The 23578-nt window shown below is 44.5% G+C and carries 27 protein-coding genes; 18 read left to right on the top strand and 9 right to left on the bottom strand.

Going from position 1 to position 23578, the window contains the following annotated elements:
- Positions 1-53: 53 nt before the first annotated feature.
- The 3 genes from ABGU93_RS13205 to ABGU93_RS13195 form a co-directional block, all read right to left on the bottom strand.
- Complete coding sequence (locus ABGU93_RS13205) at positions 54-203, bottom strand: integrase (protein WP_347413906.1); 150 nt, start codon at positions 201-203, stop codon at positions 54-56.
- A gap of 132 nt (positions 204-335) precedes the next feature.
- Entirely contained in the window at positions 336-1229 is an 894-nt protein-coding gene (locus ABGU93_RS13200; protein ID WP_347413909.1) for an IS3 family transposase, read from the bottom strand.
- Complete coding sequence (locus ABGU93_RS13195; protein ID WP_347413905.1) at positions 1226-1513, bottom strand: transposase; 288 nt, start codon at positions 1511-1513, stop codon at positions 1226-1228. The genes ABGU93_RS13200 and ABGU93_RS13195 overlap by 4 nt, the downstream gene beginning before the upstream one ends.
- Before the next feature lie 87 nt (positions 1514-1600).
- Between ABGU93_RS13195 and ABGU93_RS13190 the strand changes: the two genes are divergently transcribed.
- The 3 genes from ABGU93_RS13190 to ABGU93_RS13180 are packed head-to-tail and all read left to right on the top strand — an operon-like array spanning position 1601 to position 2665.
- Complete coding sequence (locus ABGU93_RS13190; RefSeq protein WP_347413904.1) at positions 1601-1897, top strand: histidine kinase dimerization/phospho-acceptor domain-containing protein; 297 nt, start codon at positions 1601-1603, stop codon at positions 1895-1897.
- Entirely contained in the window at positions 1861-2220 is a 360-nt protein-coding gene (locus ABGU93_RS13185; protein WP_347413903.1) for a hypothetical protein, read from the top strand. The genes ABGU93_RS13190 and ABGU93_RS13185 overlap by 37 nt, the downstream gene beginning before the upstream one ends.
- Before the next feature lie 19 nt (positions 2221-2239).
- Positions 2240-2665 carry a response regulator gene (locus ABGU93_RS13180; protein ID WP_347413902.1) on the top strand — a complete coding sequence of 142 codons (426 nt, stop codon included), beginning with the start codon at positions 2240-2242 and terminating at the stop codon, positions 2663-2665.
- 54 nt (positions 2666-2719) lie between these two features.
- Here ABGU93_RS13180 and ABGU93_RS13175 read toward each other — a convergent pair whose 3' ends face one another.
- Positions 2720-3121, bottom strand: coding sequence for a bacteriohemerythrin (locus tag ABGU93_RS13175; RefSeq protein ID WP_347413901.1), 402 nt, complete (start codon positions 3119-3121; stop codon positions 2720-2722).
- A 213-nt stretch (positions 3122-3334) separates the two neighbouring features.
- Here ABGU93_RS13175 and ABGU93_RS13170 point away from each other — a divergent pair, with 213 nt between their 5' ends.
- The 15 genes from ABGU93_RS13170 to ABGU93_RS13100 all read left to right on the top strand — a co-directional run bounded on the left by ABGU93_RS13170 (position 3335) and on the right by ABGU93_RS13100 (position 19203).
- The gene (locus ABGU93_RS13170; protein ID WP_347413900.1) at positions 3335-4162 is read left to right on the top strand and encodes a protein-glutamate O-methyltransferase CheR; all 828 of its coding nucleotides are present in this window, start codon (positions 3335-3337) and stop codon (positions 4160-4162) included.
- A gap of 60 nt (positions 4163-4222) precedes the next feature.
- Positions 4223-5902: a leucine-rich repeat protein gene (locus tag ABGU93_RS13165; protein ID WP_347413899.1), complete on the top strand. Its 1680-nt coding sequence runs from the start codon at positions 4223-4225 to the stop codon at positions 5900-5902.
- A 189-nt stretch (positions 5903-6091) separates the two neighbouring features.
- Positions 6092-7084 carry a diguanylate cyclase gene (locus ABGU93_RS13160; protein ID WP_347413898.1) on the top strand — a complete coding sequence of 331 codons (993 nt, stop codon included), beginning with the start codon at positions 6092-6094 and terminating at the stop codon, positions 7082-7084.
- Positions 7085-7223: 139 nt separating this feature from the next.
- Positions 7224-8510: a helix-turn-helix transcriptional regulator gene (locus ABGU93_RS13155; protein WP_347413897.1), complete on the top strand. Its 1287-nt coding sequence runs from the start codon at positions 7224-7226 to the stop codon at positions 8508-8510.
- Positions 8511-8582: 72 nt separating this feature from the next.
- Entirely contained in the window at positions 8583-9074 is a 492-nt protein-coding gene (locus tag ABGU93_RS13150) for a glutathione peroxidase (protein WP_347413896.1), read from the top strand.
- 65 nt (positions 9075-9139) lie between these two features.
- Positions 9140-9565 carry a MarR family transcriptional regulator gene (locus ABGU93_RS13145; RefSeq protein ID WP_347413895.1) on the top strand — a complete coding sequence of 142 codons (426 nt, stop codon included), beginning with the start codon at positions 9140-9142 and terminating at the stop codon, positions 9563-9565.
- A gap of 442 nt (positions 9566-10007) precedes the next feature.
- Entirely contained in the window at positions 10008-10295 is a 288-nt protein-coding gene (locus tag ABGU93_RS13140) for a metalloregulator ArsR/SmtB family transcription factor (protein WP_026395660.1), read from the top strand.
- Positions 10295-12796, top strand: a complete 2502-nt coding sequence (locus ABGU93_RS13135; RefSeq protein WP_347413894.1) for a DsrE/DsrF/DrsH-like family protein — start codon at positions 10295-10297, stop codon at positions 12794-12796. Before ABGU93_RS13140 ends, ABGU93_RS13135 begins: the two co-directional genes overlap by 1 nt.
- 226 nt (positions 12797-13022) lie before the next feature.
- Positions 13023-13481, top strand: coding sequence for a hypothetical protein (locus ABGU93_RS13130; protein WP_347413893.1), 459 nt, complete (start codon positions 13023-13025; stop codon positions 13479-13481).
- Between the two features lie 225 nt (positions 13482-13706).
- Positions 13707-14120, top strand: a complete 414-nt coding sequence (locus ABGU93_RS13125; protein WP_347413892.1) for a transcriptional repressor — start codon at positions 13707-13709, stop codon at positions 14118-14120.
- Between the two features lie 260 nt (positions 14121-14380).
- Complete coding sequence (gene cooS / locus ABGU93_RS13120) at positions 14381-16264, top strand: anaerobic carbon-monoxide dehydrogenase catalytic subunit (RefSeq protein ID WP_347413891.1); 1884 nt, start codon at positions 14381-14383, stop codon at positions 16262-16264.
- A 12-nt stretch (positions 16265-16276) separates the two neighbouring features.
- A complete protein-coding gene (locus tag ABGU93_RS13115) occupies positions 16277-16726 on the top strand; it encodes a 4Fe-4S dicluster domain-containing protein (RefSeq protein ID WP_347413890.1) in 450 nt (149 codons plus the stop codon).
- A complete protein-coding gene (locus ABGU93_RS13110) occupies positions 16723-17955 on the top strand; it encodes an FAD-dependent oxidoreductase (RefSeq protein ID WP_347413889.1) in 1233 nt (410 codons plus the stop codon). Before ABGU93_RS13115 ends, ABGU93_RS13110 begins: the two co-directional genes overlap by 4 nt.
- Before the next feature lie 108 nt (positions 17956-18063).
- Positions 18064-18558 carry a peptidylprolyl isomerase gene (locus tag ABGU93_RS13105; RefSeq protein WP_026395653.1) on the top strand — a complete coding sequence of 165 codons (495 nt, stop codon included), beginning with the start codon at positions 18064-18066 and terminating at the stop codon, positions 18556-18558.
- Between the two features lie 60 nt (positions 18559-18618).
- The gene (locus ABGU93_RS13100) at positions 18619-19203 is read left to right on the top strand and encodes a zinc ribbon domain-containing protein (RefSeq protein ID WP_347413888.1); all 585 of its coding nucleotides are present in this window, start codon (positions 18619-18621) and stop codon (positions 19201-19203) included.
- 71 nt (positions 19204-19274) lie between these two features.
- Here ABGU93_RS13100 and eutL read toward each other — a convergent pair whose 3' ends face one another.
- From eutL to fabZ, 5 genes are all read right to left on the bottom strand, one after another.
- Entirely contained in the window at positions 19275-19919 is a 645-nt protein-coding gene (gene eutL, locus ABGU93_RS13095) for an ethanolamine utilization microcompartment protein EutL (protein ID WP_347413887.1), read from the bottom strand.
- A 145-nt stretch (positions 19920-20064) separates the two neighbouring features.
- On the bottom strand, positions 20065-20856 hold the full coding sequence (locus ABGU93_RS13090) for an acetyl-CoA carboxylase carboxyltransferase subunit alpha (protein WP_347413886.1): 792 nt from the start codon (positions 20854-20856) through the stop codon (positions 20065-20067).
- The gene (gene accD, locus ABGU93_RS13085) at positions 20843-21730 is read right to left on the bottom strand and encodes an acetyl-CoA carboxylase, carboxyltransferase subunit beta (RefSeq protein WP_347413885.1); all 888 of its coding nucleotides are present in this window, start codon (positions 21728-21730) and stop codon (positions 20843-20845) included. Before accD ends, ABGU93_RS13090 begins: the two co-directional genes overlap by 14 nt.
- A 15-nt stretch (positions 21731-21745) precedes the next feature.
- Positions 21746-23098, bottom strand: a complete 1353-nt coding sequence (gene accC, locus ABGU93_RS13080; protein WP_347413884.1) for an acetyl-CoA carboxylase biotin carboxylase subunit — start codon at positions 23096-23098, stop codon at positions 21746-21748.
- Between the two features lie 11 nt (positions 23099-23109).
- Positions 23110-23526, bottom strand: a complete 417-nt coding sequence (fabZ, locus tag ABGU93_RS13075; RefSeq protein WP_347413883.1) for a 3-hydroxyacyl-ACP dehydratase FabZ — start codon at positions 23524-23526, stop codon at positions 23110-23112.
- Between the last annotated feature and the right edge of the window lie 52 nt (positions 23527-23578).

Raw genomic sequence — 23578 nt, 5'->3', positions numbered from 1 at the left:
ACGGTGGTGTGGGAGGTCGGCTGATCAATTAATGGTCAGCCTCCTACCCGATTTTAATTTACTTCAATATCTACCGTCACACCGGATTTGAATTCCACAGTGAATTTATCCTCGTAGACCTTAACTTTTTCAATCAGTCGCCGGACAAGCGCCTCGTCATATTCGGTCAGGGCGGTTGACTGCTCCATCAAAAAAGTACTCATATCGGAAATTTGGAATTGTCAATATTAGTTCAGTCAAAACCTGCAAGGAATTATCCAATCCCCTATCATAGAAGGGTAGAAGAGCCCTCGATCATCTTCCAAAACAATAATCAAAACTTGACATACCCCATACTATGCAGCGAGTTGCTGGTTATCGTAAAATAGTCCCCGATAAACCAGCGGTGGATATCCATTATTTGTGCTGTAAATTCGTCGTCGATTGTAATAATGGATATAGCGGTAAACAATCGTTTTGACTTCAACCATGGGCATACTTTTGGTATTAATTTTATAGAGCTTCTCTTTTTTCAGCGTTGCGAAAAAACTTTCCATCCGGGCATTATCATAGCAGCGGCCGGTGCCACTCATACTCTGGATGGCATTTGCTTTTTTTAATACCTTTCGAAAGCGTTGGCTGGTAAACTGCGTGCCCCGATCGGAATGAAGAATCATTCCTTCGGCACCATCATCTCTGCAGGCGTTCTGAAACGCTTCAACACAAAGGTCTGCCCGCATGTTGTCATCCATCCTGAAGCCCCGGATACTGCCGTCATAGCAATCAAAAATGGGTGCCAGATAAAGTTTTCCATCTTTACAGGGGATTTCTGTAATATCAGTAAGCCATTTTTGATTCGGCGCTTCCGCTGTGAAATCCTGTTTGATGAGGTTTTCAGACTTTTGCGCTTCGGCATCGGCTCTCGTGATCCCATTGGGTTTACGCTTCATGCGGATCATCAGATTATTTTCTTTGCAGATGCGGTAGATTGTCCTTAAACTCCCATGATAGTTCCGATTTAATCGAAGATAATCATAAATACGTCGAACACCATAATTGGCGTTTTCTTCGTCTTCCTGAATTAATTCATGGATTTGCGCCAAAAGATTTGCGTGCTTATCCGGTTTACTTTTTGACCGCAGAAATTTGTAGTAACCCGATTCGCTGACACCAAGCGTACGACAGAGCAGGGCAACCTGCCAACGGTCGCGACGGTCGTTAATATATGACATACGCTGCTGTTTTGCTATTTCTTTCGGCGCTTGACAAAAAAACCAAGCGCATCCTGAAGAATTTCAATTTCTTCTTTGGCTTCACGCAGCTCTTTTTCGAGCTGCTTTAAACGATTGGGATCTGTTATTGGGACGTTCCCTGGATTATCACAAAAACCAACCTTTCCGGTTTTAGCTTTGCTGATCCACGTGTACAAGGTATCGATTTTTATGCCTAACCGCTCTGCGGCCGCTTTATTGCCAATTTCGTTTGCCAGCTTCAACGCTTCATAACGTTCTTCGGCACTATATACTTTTTTCATCATTAGTCAGTCCTTTTTATTTTTTTTACCTCATTTCCTTGCAATTTGGGACTGCACTTTTATGATAACACTCCATTTTTAGCCAATATGAGCCATGAAATCCGGACGCCGCTTAACGGAATTGTCGGGATGATTGATCTGACAGCATTAGAACCCCTGACCGCTGAGCAGCAGGATAATCTGCGCACCGCCAAAGGTTGTGTGACGGTGCTGATTGGGATCATCAACGATATTCTCGATTTTGCCAAAATTAAAGCCGGTAAACTGATGATTAATCCCGGCAGTTTCAACCTGATTGATACCGCGGAATCGACCATTCGCGTCCACAAGAAGCATGCCCTGGAAAAATGTTGGGAAATCACGAAAACTCCGACGAAAAACTGATGCTGGCAATGATCAGTCGTTTTAATGAAAAAGAAGAAAGTTTGGTGCGATCGGGATTGGCGGCGGAAATAACACTTGATGACCAGCAACAAGGTCTTGTCAATCAGAAGATTGAAAGACTTAATGAGCTGCTGGATCAGGAAAATCTGTTATTGATGGAAGTCATTGCCCATCAGCTGAAAGGAATCTTTGAACAGATGAACGCCGAGGAATTGAAGAACCTGGTTTTTAAAATGGAACTGGAAATCACAAAAAACCGGGTTGAAAAGGAGGCGGAGTATTTAAAACGAATCAACGAAATATGGCAGCTGATGAAGACTTGAAACGAGTGGGAGAATTGAAATGAAAAGAATTTTGATTGTGGAAGACGATATGGTCAGCCGCAAATTTTTATCCAAATTTTTGAGCCGCTATGGTGACTGTGATCTGGTGGTGGATGGCCTGGAAGCCATCGATGCCTATCTGCTGGCCATTAAAGAGGGGTTGGCCTATGATCTGATCTGTCTCGATGTAATGATGCCAAAAATAGACGGGATCCAGGTCTTAAAAACAATCCGCGATCTGGAACGGCAGCAACAAGTCACAGAAGCGGACGCCAGCAAAATCATCATGACCACGGTTCTGGGCGAAACCGATATTGTCAAGTCCGCCTTTGACTACGGCTGCAATGCCTATGCCTCAAAATCACTTGATATGACAAAATTGACGGAAGTGCTGATAAAAATCGGGTTCATTGACACAGTCAATGAGCATCAGGTGGCGCCGTAACAGATAAAAACCAGAAAAAAACCGTAATCTCTGACGAGACTGCGGTTTGCTTTTTTACAGGGTTTTCGCATAGGCGCCAATTTTCTTATCCATCGTCGAAATATGCTTGGTCAGCCAATCGACAATCATCTGATTGGCATTGATGATCAGGGTAATATTTCCACCGGATTGCTCGAAATCGGCTTTAAGTTTTGCTAACTCGGCAATAAAATTTTTGTGCAATTTCTTTTGCTCATCAATTTCAGGATAATTGATTTTGGTCATGTACGCTTCTTCATCGCGAAAGTGTTGTTTGGTATAGTCGTCGAGAAAATCAAACATCTGGGCAATCACTTCCTTGGATTTTCCGGTTTTCCCGGCTTCAAAAAGCTGATCCGCTTTTTCAAACCAGATCTTATGTTGTGAATCAATGTTTTCTACGCCGACTGATAATGCTGGTGTCCATACGATAGCCATATTCATTCTCCATTCTAAATTAGATTTATTCTATTATAGACTTTTTCGTGTCGGGTGACAAGCTTAATTTCGACAAAGTGTGGGGATTAGCAGATAAATTCAGTATTTACTTTAACAGCGCGCTGGGGTAAACTATTCTCAGGTTTCACCAGTAAAATCAGCCTTTTCAGGCCGTCGGTGAAGCGATGAAAACAGGATTGAGGATGTGGAAAAATGATTCAAATTACCGAAAAAGAATTCGCGATGTTAACGGAGTATATTCACTGCGAATATGGCATTGAACTAAAAAAAGAAAAGCAACTCCTGCTCATGGGCCGGCTGCATAAGCTGCTGGTTGAGTTAGGCTTTGATAGCTTTACAGACTATTATCATTATCTGGTTTCAGATACAACCGGGGAAGCCAGTTCGGTGCTGATCGATAAGGTTTCAACCAACCATACTTTTTTCATGCGGGAGCCCGAGCATTTTGACTATTTTAAAAATACGGTCTTGCCCTACCTCAAGAAAAAAAAAGAACAAGAAAACAATCACGATATTCGCTTGTGGTGCGCTGCCAGTTCCACCGGCGAGGAACCCTATACCCTGGCAATGATTATGGCCGAGTTTTTCGGCACGGACGCCCATCACTGGGACAAAAAGTTGCTGGCTACGGATATCTCAAACAAGGTGCTGGATACGGCCAGAGCGGGAATTTACGATAAGGACCGGATTCAGGTCCTGCCGCCTAATTGGAAACTGCGTTATTTTAACAATTATGACAGCAACCAGATGGTCGTGGCGGATGAGATCAAGAAAGAAGTGATTTTTCGTCGCTTTAATCTGATGACTCCAACCTTTGTTTTTAAGAAAAAGTTTGATGTCATTTTCTGTCGTAACGTGATGATTTACTTTGATCAGGCCACCAAGGACCGGTTGGTGGAAAAAATGTTTAATCACACCGAACCCGGCGGGTATCTGTTTATCGGTCATGCAGAATCCCTTAATCTGCGGCAGACAAATTATAAATTCATTATGCCGGCAGTCTATCAGAAGCCATTTTAGGCGGCGGAGACCACTCGTTGCTGTATGAAAGTGAGATACAAAGATATGGAGGAATTGGTTATGGAACAACAGTATAAAGCAGATGCAGGAGATTGGATGAAGAAGCACTATCGGTTAGTGGAGCGTTTTTTACCACGATCGGGGGCGCTGGAGTGGCCGCTCTTTTTAACGATTGCCCGGAAGGTCGGGCCACGAAAGATGACCATCGCGGAGCTGACCCGGGAAGCCCTGCTAAAAGAATATGCCCCGGCGGGGGTACTGGTTGATCACCTCGGAAATATTCGCTATGTTCATGGCCACACCGGATTGTATCTGGAACCGGCCCAGGGCAGTTACGGGTTAAACAACGTCCTGAAGATGGCCCGAAAAAAGGTGCGTCGTGATTTGAACACCACTCTGTATAAGGCGGTTACTACCCAGGCCGCGGCTGTTTCTCCTTTATTGTCTGCGAAACGAAACGGTGAAAGTAGCGGGCTGATCATCAGGGTAATCCCGATGCTGAAGCAAGCGTCACTGGGCCAGGATCAAGATTTTTATCTGGTCATCTTTGAACCGCAACCTGAGTCAATTGCAGCGCCCGAAGCAGCCGCCACTATTCTTGAAACCATCACCCCTTCACCGGTCAGCCGCGAACTGATGCGGATCAATCAGGTCATCGCAGTCAAAGAAGCGGAGTTGTCACGTTTAAACAACGAGTTGGAAAACAGCAGACAGGAACTGGAAATTTCCCGCGAGAAATTAAATGTTGTGAAGGCGAATATCGATGCGGCCGCAATGGAGTTACAAACCCTTAACGAAAATATTGCAAAATCCAATGAGGCGCTGCCGACGTATGACGATGAATTGTTTGATGCCAGAGATTTGTTTGATACCAGCAGCGAATATGAAGCCAGCCAGCCGGTTGCCGAGTTTTTCATCCCGGAACCAAACCCGGTGCGGGAGGAACTGAACAGCTTGAAAAATGATTTTTTCCTGATGAATCAGACCCTGGAAGAGAAAAAAGACGTCCTGGAAAAATGGGATGTGACTGATAAAAACCCAGTCGAGATGCCAGCTGCTTTTGAGCCGGAAGAGGTTGAAGAAACTGGACAAGAACTGGTTTTTAAAAGTGCGCCGGAATTTCAGGCGGCAGCTAATCACGGCTACCGTCATGACCGCAAGATAAAATCAGTCCATATTCCCGAGGGGGTTGAGGTAGTCAAACGCAGTATGTTTTATAAATGCTCACAATTGGAGACAGTCAGTTTCCCCAGCACGCTGAAAGCGATTGAAGATTTTGCTTTCTATGGTTGCCAGGCATTGAAAAATATCGATCTGAGCAACTGCAAAGTGCTGGAAGTTATTGGCACCTCAGCCTTTGAAGGCTGCCAGTCGCTGGCCGGACTGGTGATTCCGGATGCCGTGATCGCAATCGAAGAAGCGGCATTTCTCGGTTGCCAGGGGATCGAAGTGGTGGAATTTCCCGGCAATAGCCAACTGGAAGTTTTAGGCAGTCACGTTTTTAAGGACTGTAGCCAGATTAAAAGTATCGTCCTGCCAGATCAGTTAAAGCATATCGGCATCAGCTGTTTCTACAGCTGCAAAAAACTGACTGAGATTCATCTGCCCAGAGAATTGGAAACGATTGGGGAATACGCCTTTTTCGGCTGTAACGCCCTTGAAAAAGTCAGCTTTGTCAATCGAAAAATACTTAAACAGCCAGGCTTTTCAGTCGGCTTTCCGGAAGGCATCAGACTCTAATCTGTTGAAAACTTAACAAATGTAAAAAAACTAAGCTCACGGCATGATAGCAATAACCAGATTAGCAAAAATTCAGGAGAAAAAAGTAGAATCTTGCACATGGAAATGTTACAATATACATTATTACCAATTTAAAGGAACATAAATCAATTGAATCTAAGATTTGAATAATTTTGGAGGTGAGGCTTAGTGAATAAAAATATGAGCGTAGTTAATATTGATACAATAAATGAAGATAATCGAAAAAAAATAGAAGAACAGTCATTTGAAGAAGCGGTTGTATCGCTGACGGACAAGTTAGAGTTAGCCAACAGTATGCTGAAGACCATACTTGAAACAACGCATGATTTTATGATTTTTGGGCTGGATCGCGAATACCGATATCTGAGCTTCAACAATCGCCATAAAGCGATGGCCAAAGAACAATGGGGCGCCGACATCGAGATTGGAACGCGGATTCTCGATATCATCGAAAATTATGAAGAATGCGATAACTTAAAGACTTTTTTTGACCGCGTTCTGGCTGGTGAACAATTTTCTTCCATTGAAGAGTACGAAAGTAGCCATGGCGGTGTTGTTGTTGGAAAAAATCATTGGGCGCCGATCAAAACAAGAACGGGTGAAATCATCGGGATCGTTTGTTTTATTCAGGATGTTACGGAGAACAAAACCTCGATTAGAGATCTGCTCAAAGAAAAAAACAGTATGGATCAGAACATGGAATCCCTGTCTTTTTACGATCAACTGACCGGGGTTTACAATCGCAAATTCTATGACGAAGAATTAGTAAGAATGGATGAAAGTCAACAATATCCATTATCAATCATTTTCATGACGATCAATGGCATGTCCAAGATTAATAACGAGTATGGCCATGCGGTGGGTGATATTTTAATGCGAAAAGCAGTTCAGGTGCTTAAATATGGGGTGCGGGGCGATGATGTAGTGGCCCGTTACGAAGGTGATCAGTTTGTTATTCTGATGCCGAGAACGGAAGGCGCCAAGGTTGAACGAGCCCTGGAACGGTTTAAAAAGAATATGAGTGAGATTAAGGTGCAATCCATAAAAGTATCGGTATCTTTTGGCTTTGCTTCCAAATATGATGAAACCGATAAAACGGAAGACGTGATTAACGCAGCACAAAGACAACTGGAAAAACAAAAAGAACTTGCTTATATTTAGCTTGAATTGAAATAGATTCCCGACAGAAAAATAAAGTATAATCATTTTCTGATTCGACATTATTTAGTTAATCTTTAACAAAGCGTGCGTTGCCCATGGCTGACGTGCGCTTTTTAATTCAGTGAGACGGAGGAATAAAATGAGCCAGGAAATCGGCAATATCCTAAAAGAACTGATTAAAGAAAAAAATATGACCGTATTTTCACTCGCTAAAGAAGTGGGGGTGGATCGATCAACCTTCCAGCATTTTTTGTCGGGTAAACGCAAGATGAATTTGGAACATCTGCGTAAAATAATGGTCACTTTAAACCTGACCAAAGAGAAAAAGAAGCAGTTGTATACGCTCTTTGAAAACGCATACGATGATCGCGAAGTATTAAAAAACAGTCAGGATATTTTTGCTCTTTTTGGTGAAATCTGCAATCAGGTTAAACCCGAAAAAAATTGGATTGAAACCGAAGAATATCTGATAAAAAATCAATTGGCTTCTGAAAAAGCCCGGATCATCAAGGGCCAGGTAAAAATTGAAGGGATCATCCGTAGCTGTTTTATGGAAGAAATGGGCAGGCATGAAGATGCCCATGTCATCATGTCCATTAACTTCAAGCATTATTTCCTATTTGAGCTGATTATGCGGCTCAATAGTCACAACCAGGGCGGAAAAATACAAAACATTATTCCCTTAGTTAATAAGAAAAAACTGGGAAATAACCTGGATATCCTGAAAACGGTGCTGTTATTAAAAAGTCTGGATAATATTGAATATGAACCCTATTATTTTTACTCGGGCAGCAAAATATACGATGATATCAGCATAATTGTCCCCAATTATGTGATCACCTCAAAACAGGTGATCACCATCGATCGTGATTTTGAGAGTGCCATTATTTATGAAGATCCGGAAATTCTGGACTACTATCGGGAAAAAGCTCATTCCATTCTCAGCAAATGCGCTTTATTTGTAGAAAAACAACCACAAAAATGGATTAATGAATCGCTGCCTTCTTTTGAGAAAATCAGTAAAAATAATAGTACGGAAAAATTCATCCCGTTTGATCGGCTTGATAGTCTGCTTGATTTGAATACCAGTCCCGTCGCGCAAGATACGATCTCAGGCCAGCCGCAGTCGCTTGAAAAAGTTGGTGTTCCCCAAAAAGACATTTTCGTGCTGAGAGATGGATTGATCAGCTGCGCCAAAAATTTATGTGTCCGCTATCTGGTCCAAGAAGAACGGGTTGAATTTATCCTGGTCAATGAGATAAACCAACGGATGATGAAACTGACGGTAAGGGAAATTGGCATTGTGATTGTTTTCAGGGAGTTTTTCAATTATCTGCCGCAGAGCATTCACGTCTGTTCACCAGAAGAAATCAAAAACGGTTTGCGCAACATCCAAAGTGTCACCGCGGAGATCATAAATATTTAACAAGCTCTTGACAAAATTAAATTGTGGTATATAATAATTGCATGCAATCTAATAACGCAAGGGAGAAATATAATGAGTATATATAATTTTACCGTCAAAGATGCCAGCGGCCAGGATGTTTCCATCAAAAATTACGAGGGTAAGGTGCTGTTGATCGTAAATACGGCCACTGGTTGTGGCCTGACCCCGCAATACGAAGGGCTCCAGGATCTTTATGATAAATACCGGGAGCAGGGGTTTGAAATCCTGGATTTTCCCTCTAACCAGTTTGCCAACCAGGCCCCGGGCAGCGATGATGAGATCAAAAACTTCTGCGAAACCCGATTCGGGGTCACCTTTAAGATTTTTCATAAAATTGATGTCAATGGCGACAATGCCGATCCGTTGTTTACCTATCTGAAAAAGGAAAAGGGTGGGATGCTGGGTTCCAATATCAAATGGAATTTCACTAAATTTTTAGTGAATAAAGAAGGCGAAGTGGTCAAACGTTTTGCCCCGACTGATGCTCCTGAAAAAATCGAAAATGATATTAAAAAGTTACTGAGCGAACAATCCGCCCATTAAAAAATTGCCGGCAATGGAATTGTGAGGTATAATGTTTAATATATTTTTTCGAAGGAGTGATTGACTTGGACAATGAACAACTGAAACTGGAAAACCAATTGTGTTTTCCCCTTTATGCCAGCGCTAAAGAAGTGGTCAAACGCTATAAACCCTACTTGGACGAAATCGGACTGACCTATACCCAATACATTGCCATGATGGTCTTGTGGGAACACCAAACCATCAACGTTAAAACCCTGGGGGAATACCTGTATCTCGATTCCGGAACCCTTACCCCCTTACTGAAACGCCTGGAAGCAGCAGGATTTATCGAACGAAACCGGGATTCCAGTGACGAGCGCAATGTGATTATCAAACTGACTCCGGCCGGTGAGGCACTCAAAGGCCCAGCCAGCGAGATTCCCGAGAAAATCAAGCAGTGTCTGCCCATCACCCAGGAGGAAGCAGTCACTCTGTACCGATTATTGTATAAAATACTCGGTAATGATTAAGTGATAAAATGTTTGCGAGTTCGAAAATGACTCATAGTCTAATTAAATTCTTTTAAAGTAAAACGTCCCCGAAAAATGTCCAGTTATTAAAACTGGGCATTTTTAATTTATCAAATTTCGAAAACGATTAGTTTGTTAAATAAAAATAACAAAACTATCCTCTTGATTAATGAATTAGAATGTGGTAATGTGTAATCAACTAGCAATTAGAAACTAAATAAAGGAGGAAAATACCCAGACTGTTCAATAAACCAGCAATTCTACACAGTATCTGTGCAAATTACAAGAGTTGAATGACAACCAATTGCAAAATAAAGACAAGATAGATTGATGTTGGATAAAGAATTTTGAAGGATAAGAAAAATTTATGCTTGACATATTAGAAAAGTCTAATATAATAATGTAAGGCTGATTTATTATGTTAACACAAGGAGAAATTTTCATGGAAATGGATTTGAAAGATCACGAGATAACAGCAGAAATTTTAAAAGCTTTGGGGCATCCAGTTCGTCTGTGCATCACCAAAGGGCTAATCGCAAACGGGCGATGTAACGTTTCCTATATGGAAGAGTGCCTTGAAGTTTCCCAGTCAGGGGTCTCGCAGCATTTGTCCAAGCTGAAAAATGCCGGGATCGTTAAGGGATATCGGACGGGAAATGAAATATATTATGAAGTCATCAGTAAACCAGCCAAAAATATTATTCAGGCTTTATACGGAGAGGATTTATAATGAAAAAGATATTAATTGTTGGAGGTGTCGCCGGCGGCGCCACTGCTGCTGCGCGTTTGCGTCGTTTGAGTGAAGAAGATGAAATCATATTGTTCGAACGCGATGAGTACATCTCTTTTGCTAACTGCGGGTTGCCTTATTACATCGGCAATGTGATTACTGATCGTCAGAAATTACTGGTACAAACCGTCGAGGGGATGTCAAAACGCTTTAATCTTGATATCCGGAACTTCAGTGAAGTTATCGGAATCGATCCAGTTGCTAAAACAGTGGAAGTTAAAAATCATCAGACTGATCAGGTTTATACAGAAACCTATGATAAGCTTATTTTATCACCTGGGGCAAAACCAATTGCACCGCCGATTCCCGGACTGGCCGAAGCCGAAAATGTTTTAACACTGCGAAACATCCCGGATACTGATAAAATCAAGGCCATCGTGGATGCCGGCAAGGTGGGGCGGGCGGTTGTCATTGGCGGTGGTTTTATCGGTGTGGAAATGGCCGAAAACCTTCAGGAACTTGGCATCAACGTTACCCTTGTGGAAAAAATGAATCAGGTGTTAAAACCCCTGGATTTCGAAATGGCTCAACTGGTCCATCAGGAAATCAATGCCAATTGCGTAAATCTCATCCTGGAAGATGGTGTGGATCATTTCCAAAAACAGGGAACCGAAGTGGTGCTGGAAAGTGGCATGGTGTTACAGGCAGATCTGGTTATTTTAGCGATTGGCGTGGTTCCGGAAAACGGCCTGGCAAAAAATGCCAACCTTAAATGCGGTCCCCGGGGACACATTGTCACAACTGCTAATTATGAGGTTATCAATGCTGAAACAGATGTAGTTTATCCGGATATTTTTGCCATTGGCGATGCCATTGAAGTACAGGATTTTGTCACCAAAAATCAGACTGCCATCCCGCTGGCCTGGCCGGCAAACCGTCAGGGTCGGGTCGTTGCCGACTATATCAATGATATCCAGACCAAGAATGTCGGTATTCAGGGAACGGCTGTCGCCAAGGTCTTTAGCAAAACAATTGCATCGACTGGCAACAATGCGGCGCAATTGGATATGAAAAAAATCGCTTATCAGGTCGTGATGGCACATCGGGCCAACCATGCCGGTTACTATCCTAATTCCACCAATATTGCTTTGAAACTTCTTTATGATCCCAACAGTCTGCAAATCCTTGGGGCTCAGGCCGTTGGGCAGGACGGTACCGAAAAACGAATTGACGTCATTGCCACCGCCATGAAAACTGGTGCGACGGTATTAGATCTGCAGGATTTTGAATTATGCTACGCACCACCGTTCTCTTCAGCCAAAGATCCGGTCAATGTTCTGGGCTATATTGCCAGCAACATTGAAGAAGGTGTTTATCAAACCGTGGAATGGTTTGAGATCGACGATATTGTCACCAACGGCGGATTTCTACTGGACGTACGGACTCCGATTGAATTCAGCGCCGGGGCCATCAAGGGTGCCGTCAATATCGAATTAGATACCTTAAGAGACCGCATTGAAGAAATTACCATCGCCAAGGATACCCCTATTTATGTGACCTGTCAGGTCGGTCAGCGGGCTTACCTGGGGATCCGAATTTTAAAAGGCCATGGCTTCACCAATGTCTATAATTTATCAGGTGGTTACAGTACCTATAAAACCGCCCACTACCAGCTGGCACAACCCGATTTTACCGTCGGCGAGTGCGTACCCAAGAAAGATGACTCAAATAGCGTCAATATGGATCAGGGCGGCGATGGCACCCAGATAATCAAAAAAAAGGTTGATGTTACCGGACTGCAATGTCCAGGTCCGTTAATGGCCACTTACGAAGCCGTCCAAAGCGTCGATGCGGGTGATCTGGTCCAGATTATCGCCACTGATTTTGGTTTTGTCAGCGATATAAAAAGCTGGTGTGAAACCAATGGACATACCCTGATTTCCCAGGAAACCCAGGGTAAAAGCTATATCAGTGTGATTCGCAAAGGCGATGCCGGGGAAACCTGCAGTCTGATGCCGGCTGTCTCGACACAGAAAAATGCCACCCTGGTGGTTTTCAGTGGCGAGCTTGATAAGGTGTTAGCGTCGATGATTATCGCTCAGGGGGCTGCTGCTCAGGGCAAAAACGTCACCCTCTTTTTCACTTTCTGGGGCCTGAATGCCCTCAGAAAAAGAGATGGAAAAGGCCACAACAAAAACTTTATCGAAAAAATGTTTGGTGCGATGATGCCAAAAGGAGCAGCCCGATTGCCACTTTCGATGATGAATATGCTCGGTGCCGGCCCGGCCATGATTAAGGGCATTATGAAAAAGAAACACGTCGATGATCTCGATACGATGATCCAAAAAGCCCAAAAAGCAGGGGTTCGTTTTATTGCCTGCACCATGAGTATGGATCTGATGGGCATCAAGGAAGAAGAATTGATTGACGGGATTGAGTATGCTGGCGTCGGAACCTATATCGCCAGCAACGAAAATGCCGGAACAACCTTGTTTGTATAAAACGAAATTGCATTAATCAGACCATTTTATAGATATTATTAGACAGGCTGTTGCAGAATAGGAATTTTTGTAACAGCCTGTTTACATAGCTTAACCAAACCTTTATTTCATCATTGCCCTGCCAATAAACCTTGCTTTCATTTGTAAAGATCGTGAATTTATGATAAAATACAGGTGGAAGGAAGTGAGTAAAATGCCAAAGTATTGTCCTCGATGTACTTACATTTTGAGTATTGACGATACAAAATGCAGTTTTTGCGGCATGGTAATAACAACGGGAGTCGTTGTTGATAAGAAGTTCGCTGATGAATTCCTTAACGAGGAAATGACAGAAAAAACAAGTTTTCCAAGAGCATTTATGGATGGCGGCAGGGATATGATGCCTGCCAAAGAAACAAAACAACTTCAAACAGATGATGAAGCACTGACAGATGAAATAATCGCAGATGAAATTATCGGCGACAAATTATTCAGCTCTGAAACTGAAAAAGGTTTTGAAGTTGAGAGTATGTCAAGAGGATTATTAGATCAGGGCAGAGAAATGACAGCTGCCGTTGAAACCCGTATTCTGACAGCAGACGATGAGCTGTTTGCAGAAGAAATGATTGGAGATGAAATCATAGCTGATGGATTTATGGCACAGAAGAATCGACCGAATCTTCCCAAATCGATGCAGCTGAGATGAGTGAGAGATGACTAAATGATGAATAATCAAAAAAATGTAGTAAAAAACGAAGCATCCGGTGATTACTTATCTGATTACAATAATTGCTTAGGCAAATTATAGTAATTTTCAGAAAGTAATAAACCGGATGCTTTTTTTATTGGAAAAAACAAAAGAAGTTTGACAAAATCGGATAATCGTAATATAATTAATAAACAAATTATTAGTTAGGAGTTATTCTTAATCATGAAAAATAAAATGATCCAACTATATACAGATATGATCCGCGGGGCGGGATTGAAAGCCACACCGCAACGGATTAGTGTGCTAAAAGTATTGTCAGAAATGACCTCTCATCCCAGTGCCGATATGTTGATGGAAGCCCTCGAAAATCAGGGATACGTCATGTCGGTGGGGACGATTTATAATATCCTGGAAACTTTCTCTGAAAAAGGTTTGATCCTAAAACTGAAGGATAATCAGGAAGTGATGCGTTTTGACGCGAATACGCAGTTTCACGTGCATATCTACAACAAGGAAAACAACGGTATCTGTGATTATTATGATCCGGAACTGGAAGTATTACTCGCCGATTATTTCAAGAACAAACTGCCCGAAGACGTTTCCCTGAATCGCATGGAAGTGTCACTTTTTGCCTGATCAAAATATAAGAAAGCACTCTTAACCAACCAATAAAAATGAATAAATTTTAACATTTTAAAAGTCTGATGCTCTGGTATCAGACTTTTATTTTTTTTGAGGATCGTAAAATATGCAAATATTTATCATGAATCATTCTTGACAAATATTTATTCTAACTCTATAATCGAGACATGATTTTAATAGGAGTGATTCTTTAAAAGAAACTAATAAATTTAAAATCAGTACGAATATCAAAGAATAAATTACTGGAGGCTTATATGAATTCAAATTTTTGCTGTAAAACCTGTGCAAGTGCGGATCAAAAACTGGAAACCTTTATTTCCAATCTCAGCGTGGATACATCCCATCACCGGATGGAAGGACAAAGTGTCAAATGTGGTTTTGGACTGCAGGGAATCTGTTGCCGACTCTGTTCCAACGGGCCATGTCGAATTACTCCGGACGGACCAAAGGGTGTTTGCGGAGCCACTGCCGATACCATCGTGGCCAGAAACTTCCTGCGCGCCGTTTCTGCGGGGTCTGGCTGTTATATCCATATTGTTGAAAACACTGCGCTGATGCTCAAGAAAACAGCAGCCAGCAAAGGGGTATTAAAAGGCAAGGTAGCACTGGCAAAACTGGCACAAATCTTTGAAGTCAATGAAGCTGACGAACATGTCTGTGCTGAAAAAATTGCCGACATGGTTTTAGCTGATTTATATAAGCCCGACTATATAAAAATGGAACTGGTTGAAAAAATGGCATATAAACCGCGTTTCGATCGTTGGAAAGAATTGGGGATCCTGCCGGGGGGAGCAAAGTCTGAAGTTTTCGCCGGGGTTGTCAAAACATCCACCAATCTCAATTCGGATCCTGTCGATATGTATCTCAATTGTTTAAAGCTGGGGATTTCCACCGGTCTTTATGGTTTAACACTGACCAATCTGTTAAACGACGTGATGTTGGGCGAACCATCGATCCGTCTGGCACCAGTGGGTTTACGGGTTATCGATACGGATTATATTAATATTATGATTACCGGCCACCAACATTCCATCTTTTCCTACTTACAGGATCGCCTGATTCAGAACGATGTCATTGAAAAAGCCAAAGCTGTCGGTGCCAAAGGATTTAAACTGGTGGGCTGTACCTGTGTCGGTCAGGACCTGCAGTTGCGCGGCGAACACTATAAAGAGGTATTCAACGGTCATGCCGGCAACAATTTTACCAGTGAAGCGATTCTAGCCACCGGCGCCATTGATGCCGTTTTATCAGAATTCAACTGTACCTTGCCGGGGATCGAACCGATCTGTGACGAATTAAAAATCAAACAGATCTGTCTTGATGATGTTTCCAAAAAAGCCAATGCCGAAATGAAACCATTTGTTTTTGAAGAAAAAGAAAGCCAGAGCAATGAAATTATCGATGCGGTGATCGAATCGTATCAGGCGCGACGGGGCGTTGTTGCTCTAAATATGGATGCAGATCATGGCAACGACGATACCTTAACCGGTGTCAGCGAGGGTTCCCTGAAATCATTCCTGGGCGGAACCTGGAAGCCGCTGATCGATTTAATCGTTAAAGGCGAAATCAAAGGGATTGCCGGCGTGGTGGGATGTTCCAGCTTAACAGCCGGCGGCCATGATGTGTTGACGGTTAATCTGGTCAAAGAATTGATTGCTAAAGATATTCTGGTTTTATCAGCGGGATGTTCATCCGGCGGATTGGAAAATGTCGGCCTGATGTCACCTTCAGCGGCAGCCCTGGCCGGGCCAAAACTAAGGGCGGTTTGTGAAAGTCTGGGGATTCCACCGGTCTTAAACTTTGGCCCCTGTCTGGCGATTGGCCGGCTGGAACTGGTGGCTACCGAACTGGCGGAAGCAATCGGCGTCGATTTGCCGCAGTTACCGCTGGTTTTATCAGCACCACAATGGCTGGAAGAACAAGCGTTGGCTGATGGGGCCTTTGGTTTAGCACTGGGACTACCGCTTCATTTAGGATTACCACCGTTTGTTACCGGCAGTCCCGTGGCAGTCCAGGTATTCACCCAGGATATGTTGAATTTGACCGGCGGACAACTGATCATTGATGACAATGCTAAATCGGCTGCCGCAACTTTGGACGCGATCATTGAAAAGAAACGCAAGGAGTTAAACATCTAAGGAGGTGTAATCATGAAACGAATCATCATTGATCGTGAAAAATGCGATGGCTGTCTTAATTGCAACATCGCCTGTATCAGTGCCCATGAAGCCGGTAGTAATTTTTACACCGTCAATATGCAAAGTCCTGATGCGGAAACCCGTAACTTTATTAAATTTGATGCCCAAAAGGGCTATCTGCCGATTTTCTGCCGTCACTGTGATGAACCGGAATGTGTGCTGTCCTGTATGAGCGGTGCCCTCGAAAAAGACCCCTTAACCGGGCATGTACAGTATGATGAGAGTAAATGCGCCGCCTGCTATATGTGCGTGATGAACTGCCCCTATGGGGTTTTAAAACCAGATAAACAAACCCGGACCAAGGTCATTAAATGTGATTTCTGCGATGATAAACCGGATGGACCCAGCTGTGTCAAAGCCTGTCCCAAGAAAGCTATCGTAGTGAAAGAGGTAAGTCTATGAAAATTGTTATTATTGGAGCCAGCGCAGCCGGCATCAGCGCGGCCAAAACAATCAAAGCCTCAGAGCCGGATACCGAAGTGGTGATTATCTCCAAAGAAGACAGCGTTCACTCCCGTTGTATGCTCCATAAATTTCTGGGTCATCAACGAGATGCCAAAGGGATCAGTTTTATTGCTGACGACTTCTTTGAGTCAAATGGGATAACCTGGCTTAATAATACCACCGTGATTGGCCTTGATGCGCAGAAAAAGACGGTAAAAACCTATAACAATCAGGATATCAGCTATGACAAGCTGCTGATTGCCAGCGGCGCTGCCTACTTCATCCCACCGATCCCGGGCCTGCGGGAGTCAAAAAACGTTTATGGGTTCCGGGATTTAAAAGATGCTCAACTGCTGGATAGCGAATGCAACACCGCTAAAAACGCGGTGGTCATCGGTGCCGGCCTGGTTGGTATGGACGCCGCCGTGGCGATGCTGGAGCGGGGATTAAAGGTAACCGTGATCGAAATGACCGCAGCGGTGATGAGTTTACAGCTGGATCAAAAATCGGCTCAGGCCTACCAGCAGCTGTTTGAAGAACAGGGCGCGGAATTTATTTTAAATGATAAGGTTGTTTCGGTTGACGTTGATGCGGTTGGACGGGGAAAAACCATCCATCTGGCCAGTGGCAAAGCGGTTCCGGCCGATGTGATTGTGATTGCCGCCGGCGTGCGGCCCGCCTTTAGCTTTACTGAGGGATCGGGGATTGATACCAATCATGCCATTCTGGTGGGGGACGATCTTAAAACCAATATTGACAATATCTATGCTGCCGGCGATGTGACCGGCATCGCCGGGATCTGGCCTAATGCCGTGAAACAGGGACGGATTGCAGCGATTAACATGCTGGGCCAAAAACTCTTATATGAAGACCGCTATGCCCTTAAAAATACCGTTAATTTCTTTGGACTCACCACCCTGTCGCTGGGGAACATCAACCCGGAACCGGAAGAAAACTGCGAGATCTTGATCCGTGAAGACCGCCATAATTATCAAAAAGTCGTCATCAAAAATGGCGTCGTTCAGGGCGTAATTATTCAGGGAAATATCGCCGGCACCGGATTCTGGCAATACCTGATCAAAAATAAAATCGCTGTTTCCGGTATCAATAAAGATGTCTTCAGTCTCAGCTATGCTGATTTTTATGATCAGGATCAAAGTACGGGTGAATATCGCTACGCAGTTTAAAAGATTAATTCTCAAAAAACTTAAGACACTGGGGAACCTCTTTTCATTTTATTTCATTTGGTGTATACTACATTGAAGTAAAAACTAAATGAAATTTTTGGAGGAATTATGTCAGAAACAGCAAATCCAATTGTAAAAATTGAAATGGAAAATGGCCAGACAATGGAAGTGGAGTTATATCCGGAAGTTGCCCCGATAACTGTAGAAAACTTTTTAACCTTAGTCAATGACGGCTTCTATAACGGATTAATCTTTCATCGGGTCATTCCCGGTTTTATGATTCAAGGCGGATGCCCCCAAGGTAGTGGTATGGGCGGTCCCGGACACACCATTAAAGGCGAATTCTCTGGCAACGGAGTGGTTAATGATCTGAAACATGTTAAGGGGGTAATCTCCATGGCGCGTTCCGGGATGCCGGACTCTGCCGGTTCCCAGTTTTTTATCATGGTCGATGATGCGCCATTTTTAGATGGCCAATATGCGGCTTTCGGCAAGGTGATTTCAGGAATCGAAACAGCGGATGCAATCGTTGCGGTCGCTCGGGATCGATCAGACAAACCTCGCGAAGATCAGGTCATTAAGAAAATTGAAGTTGTATCCTGAATTATATTTTGAAATCATCATGTTTTTATGATAAAATAAAATAAAAAGGATGTGAGCGCAATGGCAAAGTATTGTCCCAAATGTTACGCCGGTATCGGTCCAGATGATGCGGTTTGTGGTAATTGTGGAAATGTGTTGAAGGAAAACGCCAGTGGGGTAGAAGATTTCACGGCCGGTGTTTTCGACAACGAAAATCTTTCTCATGATGTTTCCGGGAAAGAGATTCCTGGTGAAACGCCAGATGAAGAAGTCTTATCTCACGAAATTGTCGCGGATGAAATCATTGATGATGGTATTGTAGAAGAAGAAATCTTAGTTTCGGAAACGATCATAACCACTCCAGAACCTGCGCAAACCTCGTCGCAATATCAGGCCCCACCCCAACGTCAGGCGGCCTCAGAAAACACCGAAGTCCCCATGACCTTGGGTGACTGGATGCTGACTCTATTGCTGTTGTACTTACCGATTGTTAATATTGTGATGCTGATTATTTGGAGTGTTGATTCCAAAACCAGCACTACCAAAAAACACTTTGCCTGGGCGACCTTGATCTTTATGGCAATCGGCATCGTTCTTTCCATCATTTTCTCAAGTATTGTGATGGCCATTGTCGCATCGATGATGCAATCCATGTATTATTATTAAACATCGCTCTGAACATAAAAAGAACCGTCAGCTGACGGTTCTTTTTGTTTGCTTTAATATAAATACAAGGATCAATAATCAACCGGATCTTCGACGCAGCTGATAATGGCGTTTTTAAAGGCTTCACAGGCGGTCCGGCAATTGGATTGGGTCCCGGTCAGGATGGCGCCGCTCAGATTTGAGTTGGTTGGGGGGCCAAAGAATTTGACGACTTCGACATCGGCAACCGTTAAAGCTTCGTCGATTCCGACCACCCCTTCAAGGGCCGGAGCAAACAGGAACGCAATCGATGAACCGATCGGCAGGCCATAGGTTTTCGAAAAATACTTACCGATTTTAGGCACCAGCTGGGCATAAATCAGGTTGCTGTCATCGTCATTGACGCTGTAGATGCTCGATTTGTTTTCAGCGTAGTCCCGGATATAGCGGAGTCCACTTTCAACGTCAGAAACGGTGGGTCCGGTAATGACACCAAAAACCTGGCCGTCATTAAGTCCGGCGCCGGCGCCGTACAGGGTTTTAATATAAACAACCTCGACATTTGAGGCTTTGGTGGCTTCATCGGCCGCACAGTAGCCGACACCGTCATATTGAGTGGTAAAAATCCCGATATCAATACAGCCCTCCGGCAAATCAAACTCTTCCAACATGATGTCTTCAACAGCGGTTAGCATTTTACTATAAACAAGTTCGCATTTAATTCTATCTCCAGTCATGGCATCATCTCCTTTTCTGAATTTTATCCAAATTTCTACTTATGGTTCATAATATCATCATTTCGGTCCCGGGTAAATAAAAAAAAAGCAGCATAACGGGTAGTTATCTGCTTTTTTTGCGGTTTCGGTCTGGATGTCATGAAAGTTATTCGGAAATCGTTTCGATCGCCCCGTACTTGCGGAAGCGTTGGTAACGCTGTTCCGTCAATTGTTCATGATCCAGGGACTGGTTTTTTTGAAAGTTTTTATAGAGACCAATTTTTAATTCCCGATAAACATTTTTAAAATCACGATGGTTTTCGGAAATAATCTTATCGACGACCTGGAGTTCCAGTAAATCCTGGGCAGTCAGCTTCAGACAATTGGCGGCTTCTTTGGTTTTGGAGGCATCCTTCCAGAGAATACTGGCGCAGCCTTCAGGCGAGATCACCGAGTAAATAGCGTTTTCCAGCATCCACACCTCATCCGCCACCCCCAGGGCCAGAGCTCCGCCGCTGCCGCCTTCGCCAATAACGATGGACAGGATTGGTACCTTAAGGCCCATCATTTCCATCAGATTGTTGGCAATGGCATGACCCTGGCCCCGTTCTTCGGCACCGATACCGCAAAATGCGCCGGAGGTATCAATCAGACAGACAATCGGTCGATTGAATTTCTCGGCCAGTTTCATTTGTCGCAGCGCTTTTCGATAACCTTCGGGATGGGAAGAGCCAAAGTTGCGCTTAACCCGGGACTTCGTGTTTTTACCCCGTTCCTGGGCTATAACAGTCACCGGCATGTCCATCAGCATGCCCAGTCCGGTAATCATCGCCGGATCGTCGCCGAAACAGCGGTCGCCGTGTAGTTCGATAAAATCGGTGAACAGATTATCAATAAAATCCTGGCCCGTCGGGCGGCTTTTTTTTCGCGCCAGGGCGACGCGTTTATATGCTTCCATTTTGATCACCGCCTTTGGGAATCCCGTGCAGGGTTAATAACCGTGTCACCGTTTCTTTTTGAGTGCTGCGGGGAACAATTGCATCCACAAATCCCTTTTCCAATAAAAATTCGGCCAGTTGGAAGCCTTTTGGTAACCGTTGCCGAATGGTCTGTTCAATTACCCGGGGGCCGGCAAAGGCGATCAGGGCTTCGGGTTCGGCCAGAATAATATCGCCTTCCATGGCAAAACTGGCCGTCACACCGCCGGTGGTCGGGTCGGTCAGAATGGTCAGATAGAGCAAACCGGCATCGCTGTGACGCTTGACGGCGCCGCTGGTTTTAGCCATTTGCATCAGCGCCAGCATCCCTTCCTGCATCCGGGCGCCGCCGGATACGGTATAGCCGATCACCGGGAGATGATGTTTAAGGGCATATTCAAAGATCAGGGTGATTTTTTCACCCACCACCTGACCCATACTGCCCATCATAAAGGTGGCTTCCATGACAAATAGCGCCACCGGATGACCGCCAATTTTTCCGGTTCCAATGATGACCCCTTCGTTTTCGTGGCTGAACAGGGTGGCCTGCTCCAGTTTTTCATCGTAGCCGGGAAAGTCCAGGCGATTGGACGAAGACAGCTGGTGATGCTGCTCCACAAAGGTATTCGGGTCAACGATCATATTCAGGCGTTGGCGGGCATTGATGCGAAAATGATGACCGCACTTGGGACAGACATGGAAGTTGTTTTCTAAATCTGAAGTGAAGCTCAATTGTTTGCAGGACGGACAGCTCCGGCACAGTTCCGAGGGAATGGCCGGATCCGTTTTACGTTTGATCCGATGCTGGGCTTCCAATTCATTTTTTGGTTTTTTAAATAGACCTTTACTTAGCATTTAAAACCTCCATTTCTATTCAGACAAGGGTTTGCCAAATTCATTTTCCATAAAATCGGTATAATAATCTCCCGCAATAAATAAGGGATGACTGAGAATATCCAATTGCACCTGACTGGTGTGGTCGATGCCTTCAATTACTAGTTCGCACAGGGCCGCTTTCATTTTGCGGATCGTCAGCTCCCGGGTTTTGGAATGAACAATCAGCTTGCCGACCATCGAGTCGTAATAGGGGGGGATCGAATAACCCTGATAGAGCAGGGTATCAAAACGCACCCAGGGACCACCGGGAACATGCAGGAAACTGATGGTTCCGCAGTTGGGCCTAAAATCCAGCAGCGGGTTTTCGGCATTGATCCGGCATTCGATGGCGTGGCCTTGAATATGGACATCTTCCTGGCCAAAGGTCAGGGGCAGACCAGCGGCAATCCGGATCTGCCATTTGACAATATCGACTCCGGTAACCATTTCGGTAATCGGATGCTCAACCTGCAGCCGGGTGTTCATTTCCATAAAATAGAAATGGCCCTGGGCATCCATTAAAAACTCAATGGTACCGGCATTTTCATAGCCGATGGCCAGCGCGGCCTGACGGGAAACTGCCATCATGGCATGGCGGATTTCCGGCGTCAGCGATGGTGAAGGGCTTTCTTCCAGCAGTTTCTGATTCTTACGTTGGATCGAACATTCCCGCTCACCCAGGGCGACTACATGCTGATGTTGATCGCAAAGCAGTTGAATTTCGATATGTTTAACCCGGGTTAAAAACTTTTCCAGATATACGCCATCGTCATTGAAAGCATTTTGCGCTTCCTGTCGCGCCAGGACATATTCGTTGAGAAAATCTTCGGATCGTTCGACCAGCCGGATCCCCTTGCCACCACCGCCGGAGCGGGCTTTGACTAACAGCGGATAGCCGATTTGATCGGCTTTCTGATGGGCCTCGTCCGGGTCATTGATGATATCGGTGCCGGGGACAATCGGGACTCCGGCCGCCGCCATGGTGGTGCGGGCCTGGTCCTTATCGCCCATTTTCTGGATGATTTCCCAGGTCGGTCCGATAAAGGCGATGCCGCATTGGGCGCACAGCCGGGCGAATTTGGGGTTTTCCGAAAGCAGTCCGTAGCCGGGATGGATGGCTTCGGCTCCGGTTAATACCGCCGCTGATAAGATCGCCGAAATATTCAGATAAGAGTCAGAAACAGCTGCCGGTCCAATACAAATACTTTCATCGGCCAGGCTGACATGGAGGCTGTTTTCATCAGCGGTGGAGAAGACGGCAACGGTGGCCACGCCCATTTCTTTACAGGCACGGATAATCCGCAGGGCAATTTCGCCCCGGTTGGCTATCAGTATTTTAGAAAACACGGCGTTCCTCCTTACTCAATCAGGGCAAAAGAGAATTCTCCCACCACGGCAACCTTGCCATTCACCGAACCGGAGCCGCTGGCAAAATAAAAAGGCGCCTTGGACCGGGTAATGGTGCAGGTGATTTCAATGGTATCACCGGGCAGGACCTTTTCTTTAAACTTTACCTTATTCAGACCGGTAAAGTAGGGCGTCTTGTTGGACCCATCCAGTTCGGCCATTAAGACACAGCAGGTCTGGGCCATAATTTCGCAAAGGATAACGCCGGGCACGACCGGATTGCCGGGAAAATGTCCCTGTAAAAAAAACTCGTCGCCGGTTACGGTGTAGCGTCCGGTGGCGGTGGTATCATCTATTTTTTCAGCCTCGTCAATCAGGAGCATCGGCTCCCGGTGAGGCAGGATCTTCTTTAATTCATCACGTTTCATTCTGATTTCCTTCTGAATTTTATAAAAAATTCCATTTAGTAATTTTTCAGAC

Source organism: Acetobacterium sp., assembly GCF_039830195.1.
Taxonomy (GTDB): domain Bacteria; phylum Bacillota; class Clostridia; order Eubacteriales; family Eubacteriaceae; genus Acetobacterium.
The sequence above is the reverse complement of the archived record's forward strand: the minus strand, read 5'-3'. Positions and strand labels throughout refer to the sequence as shown.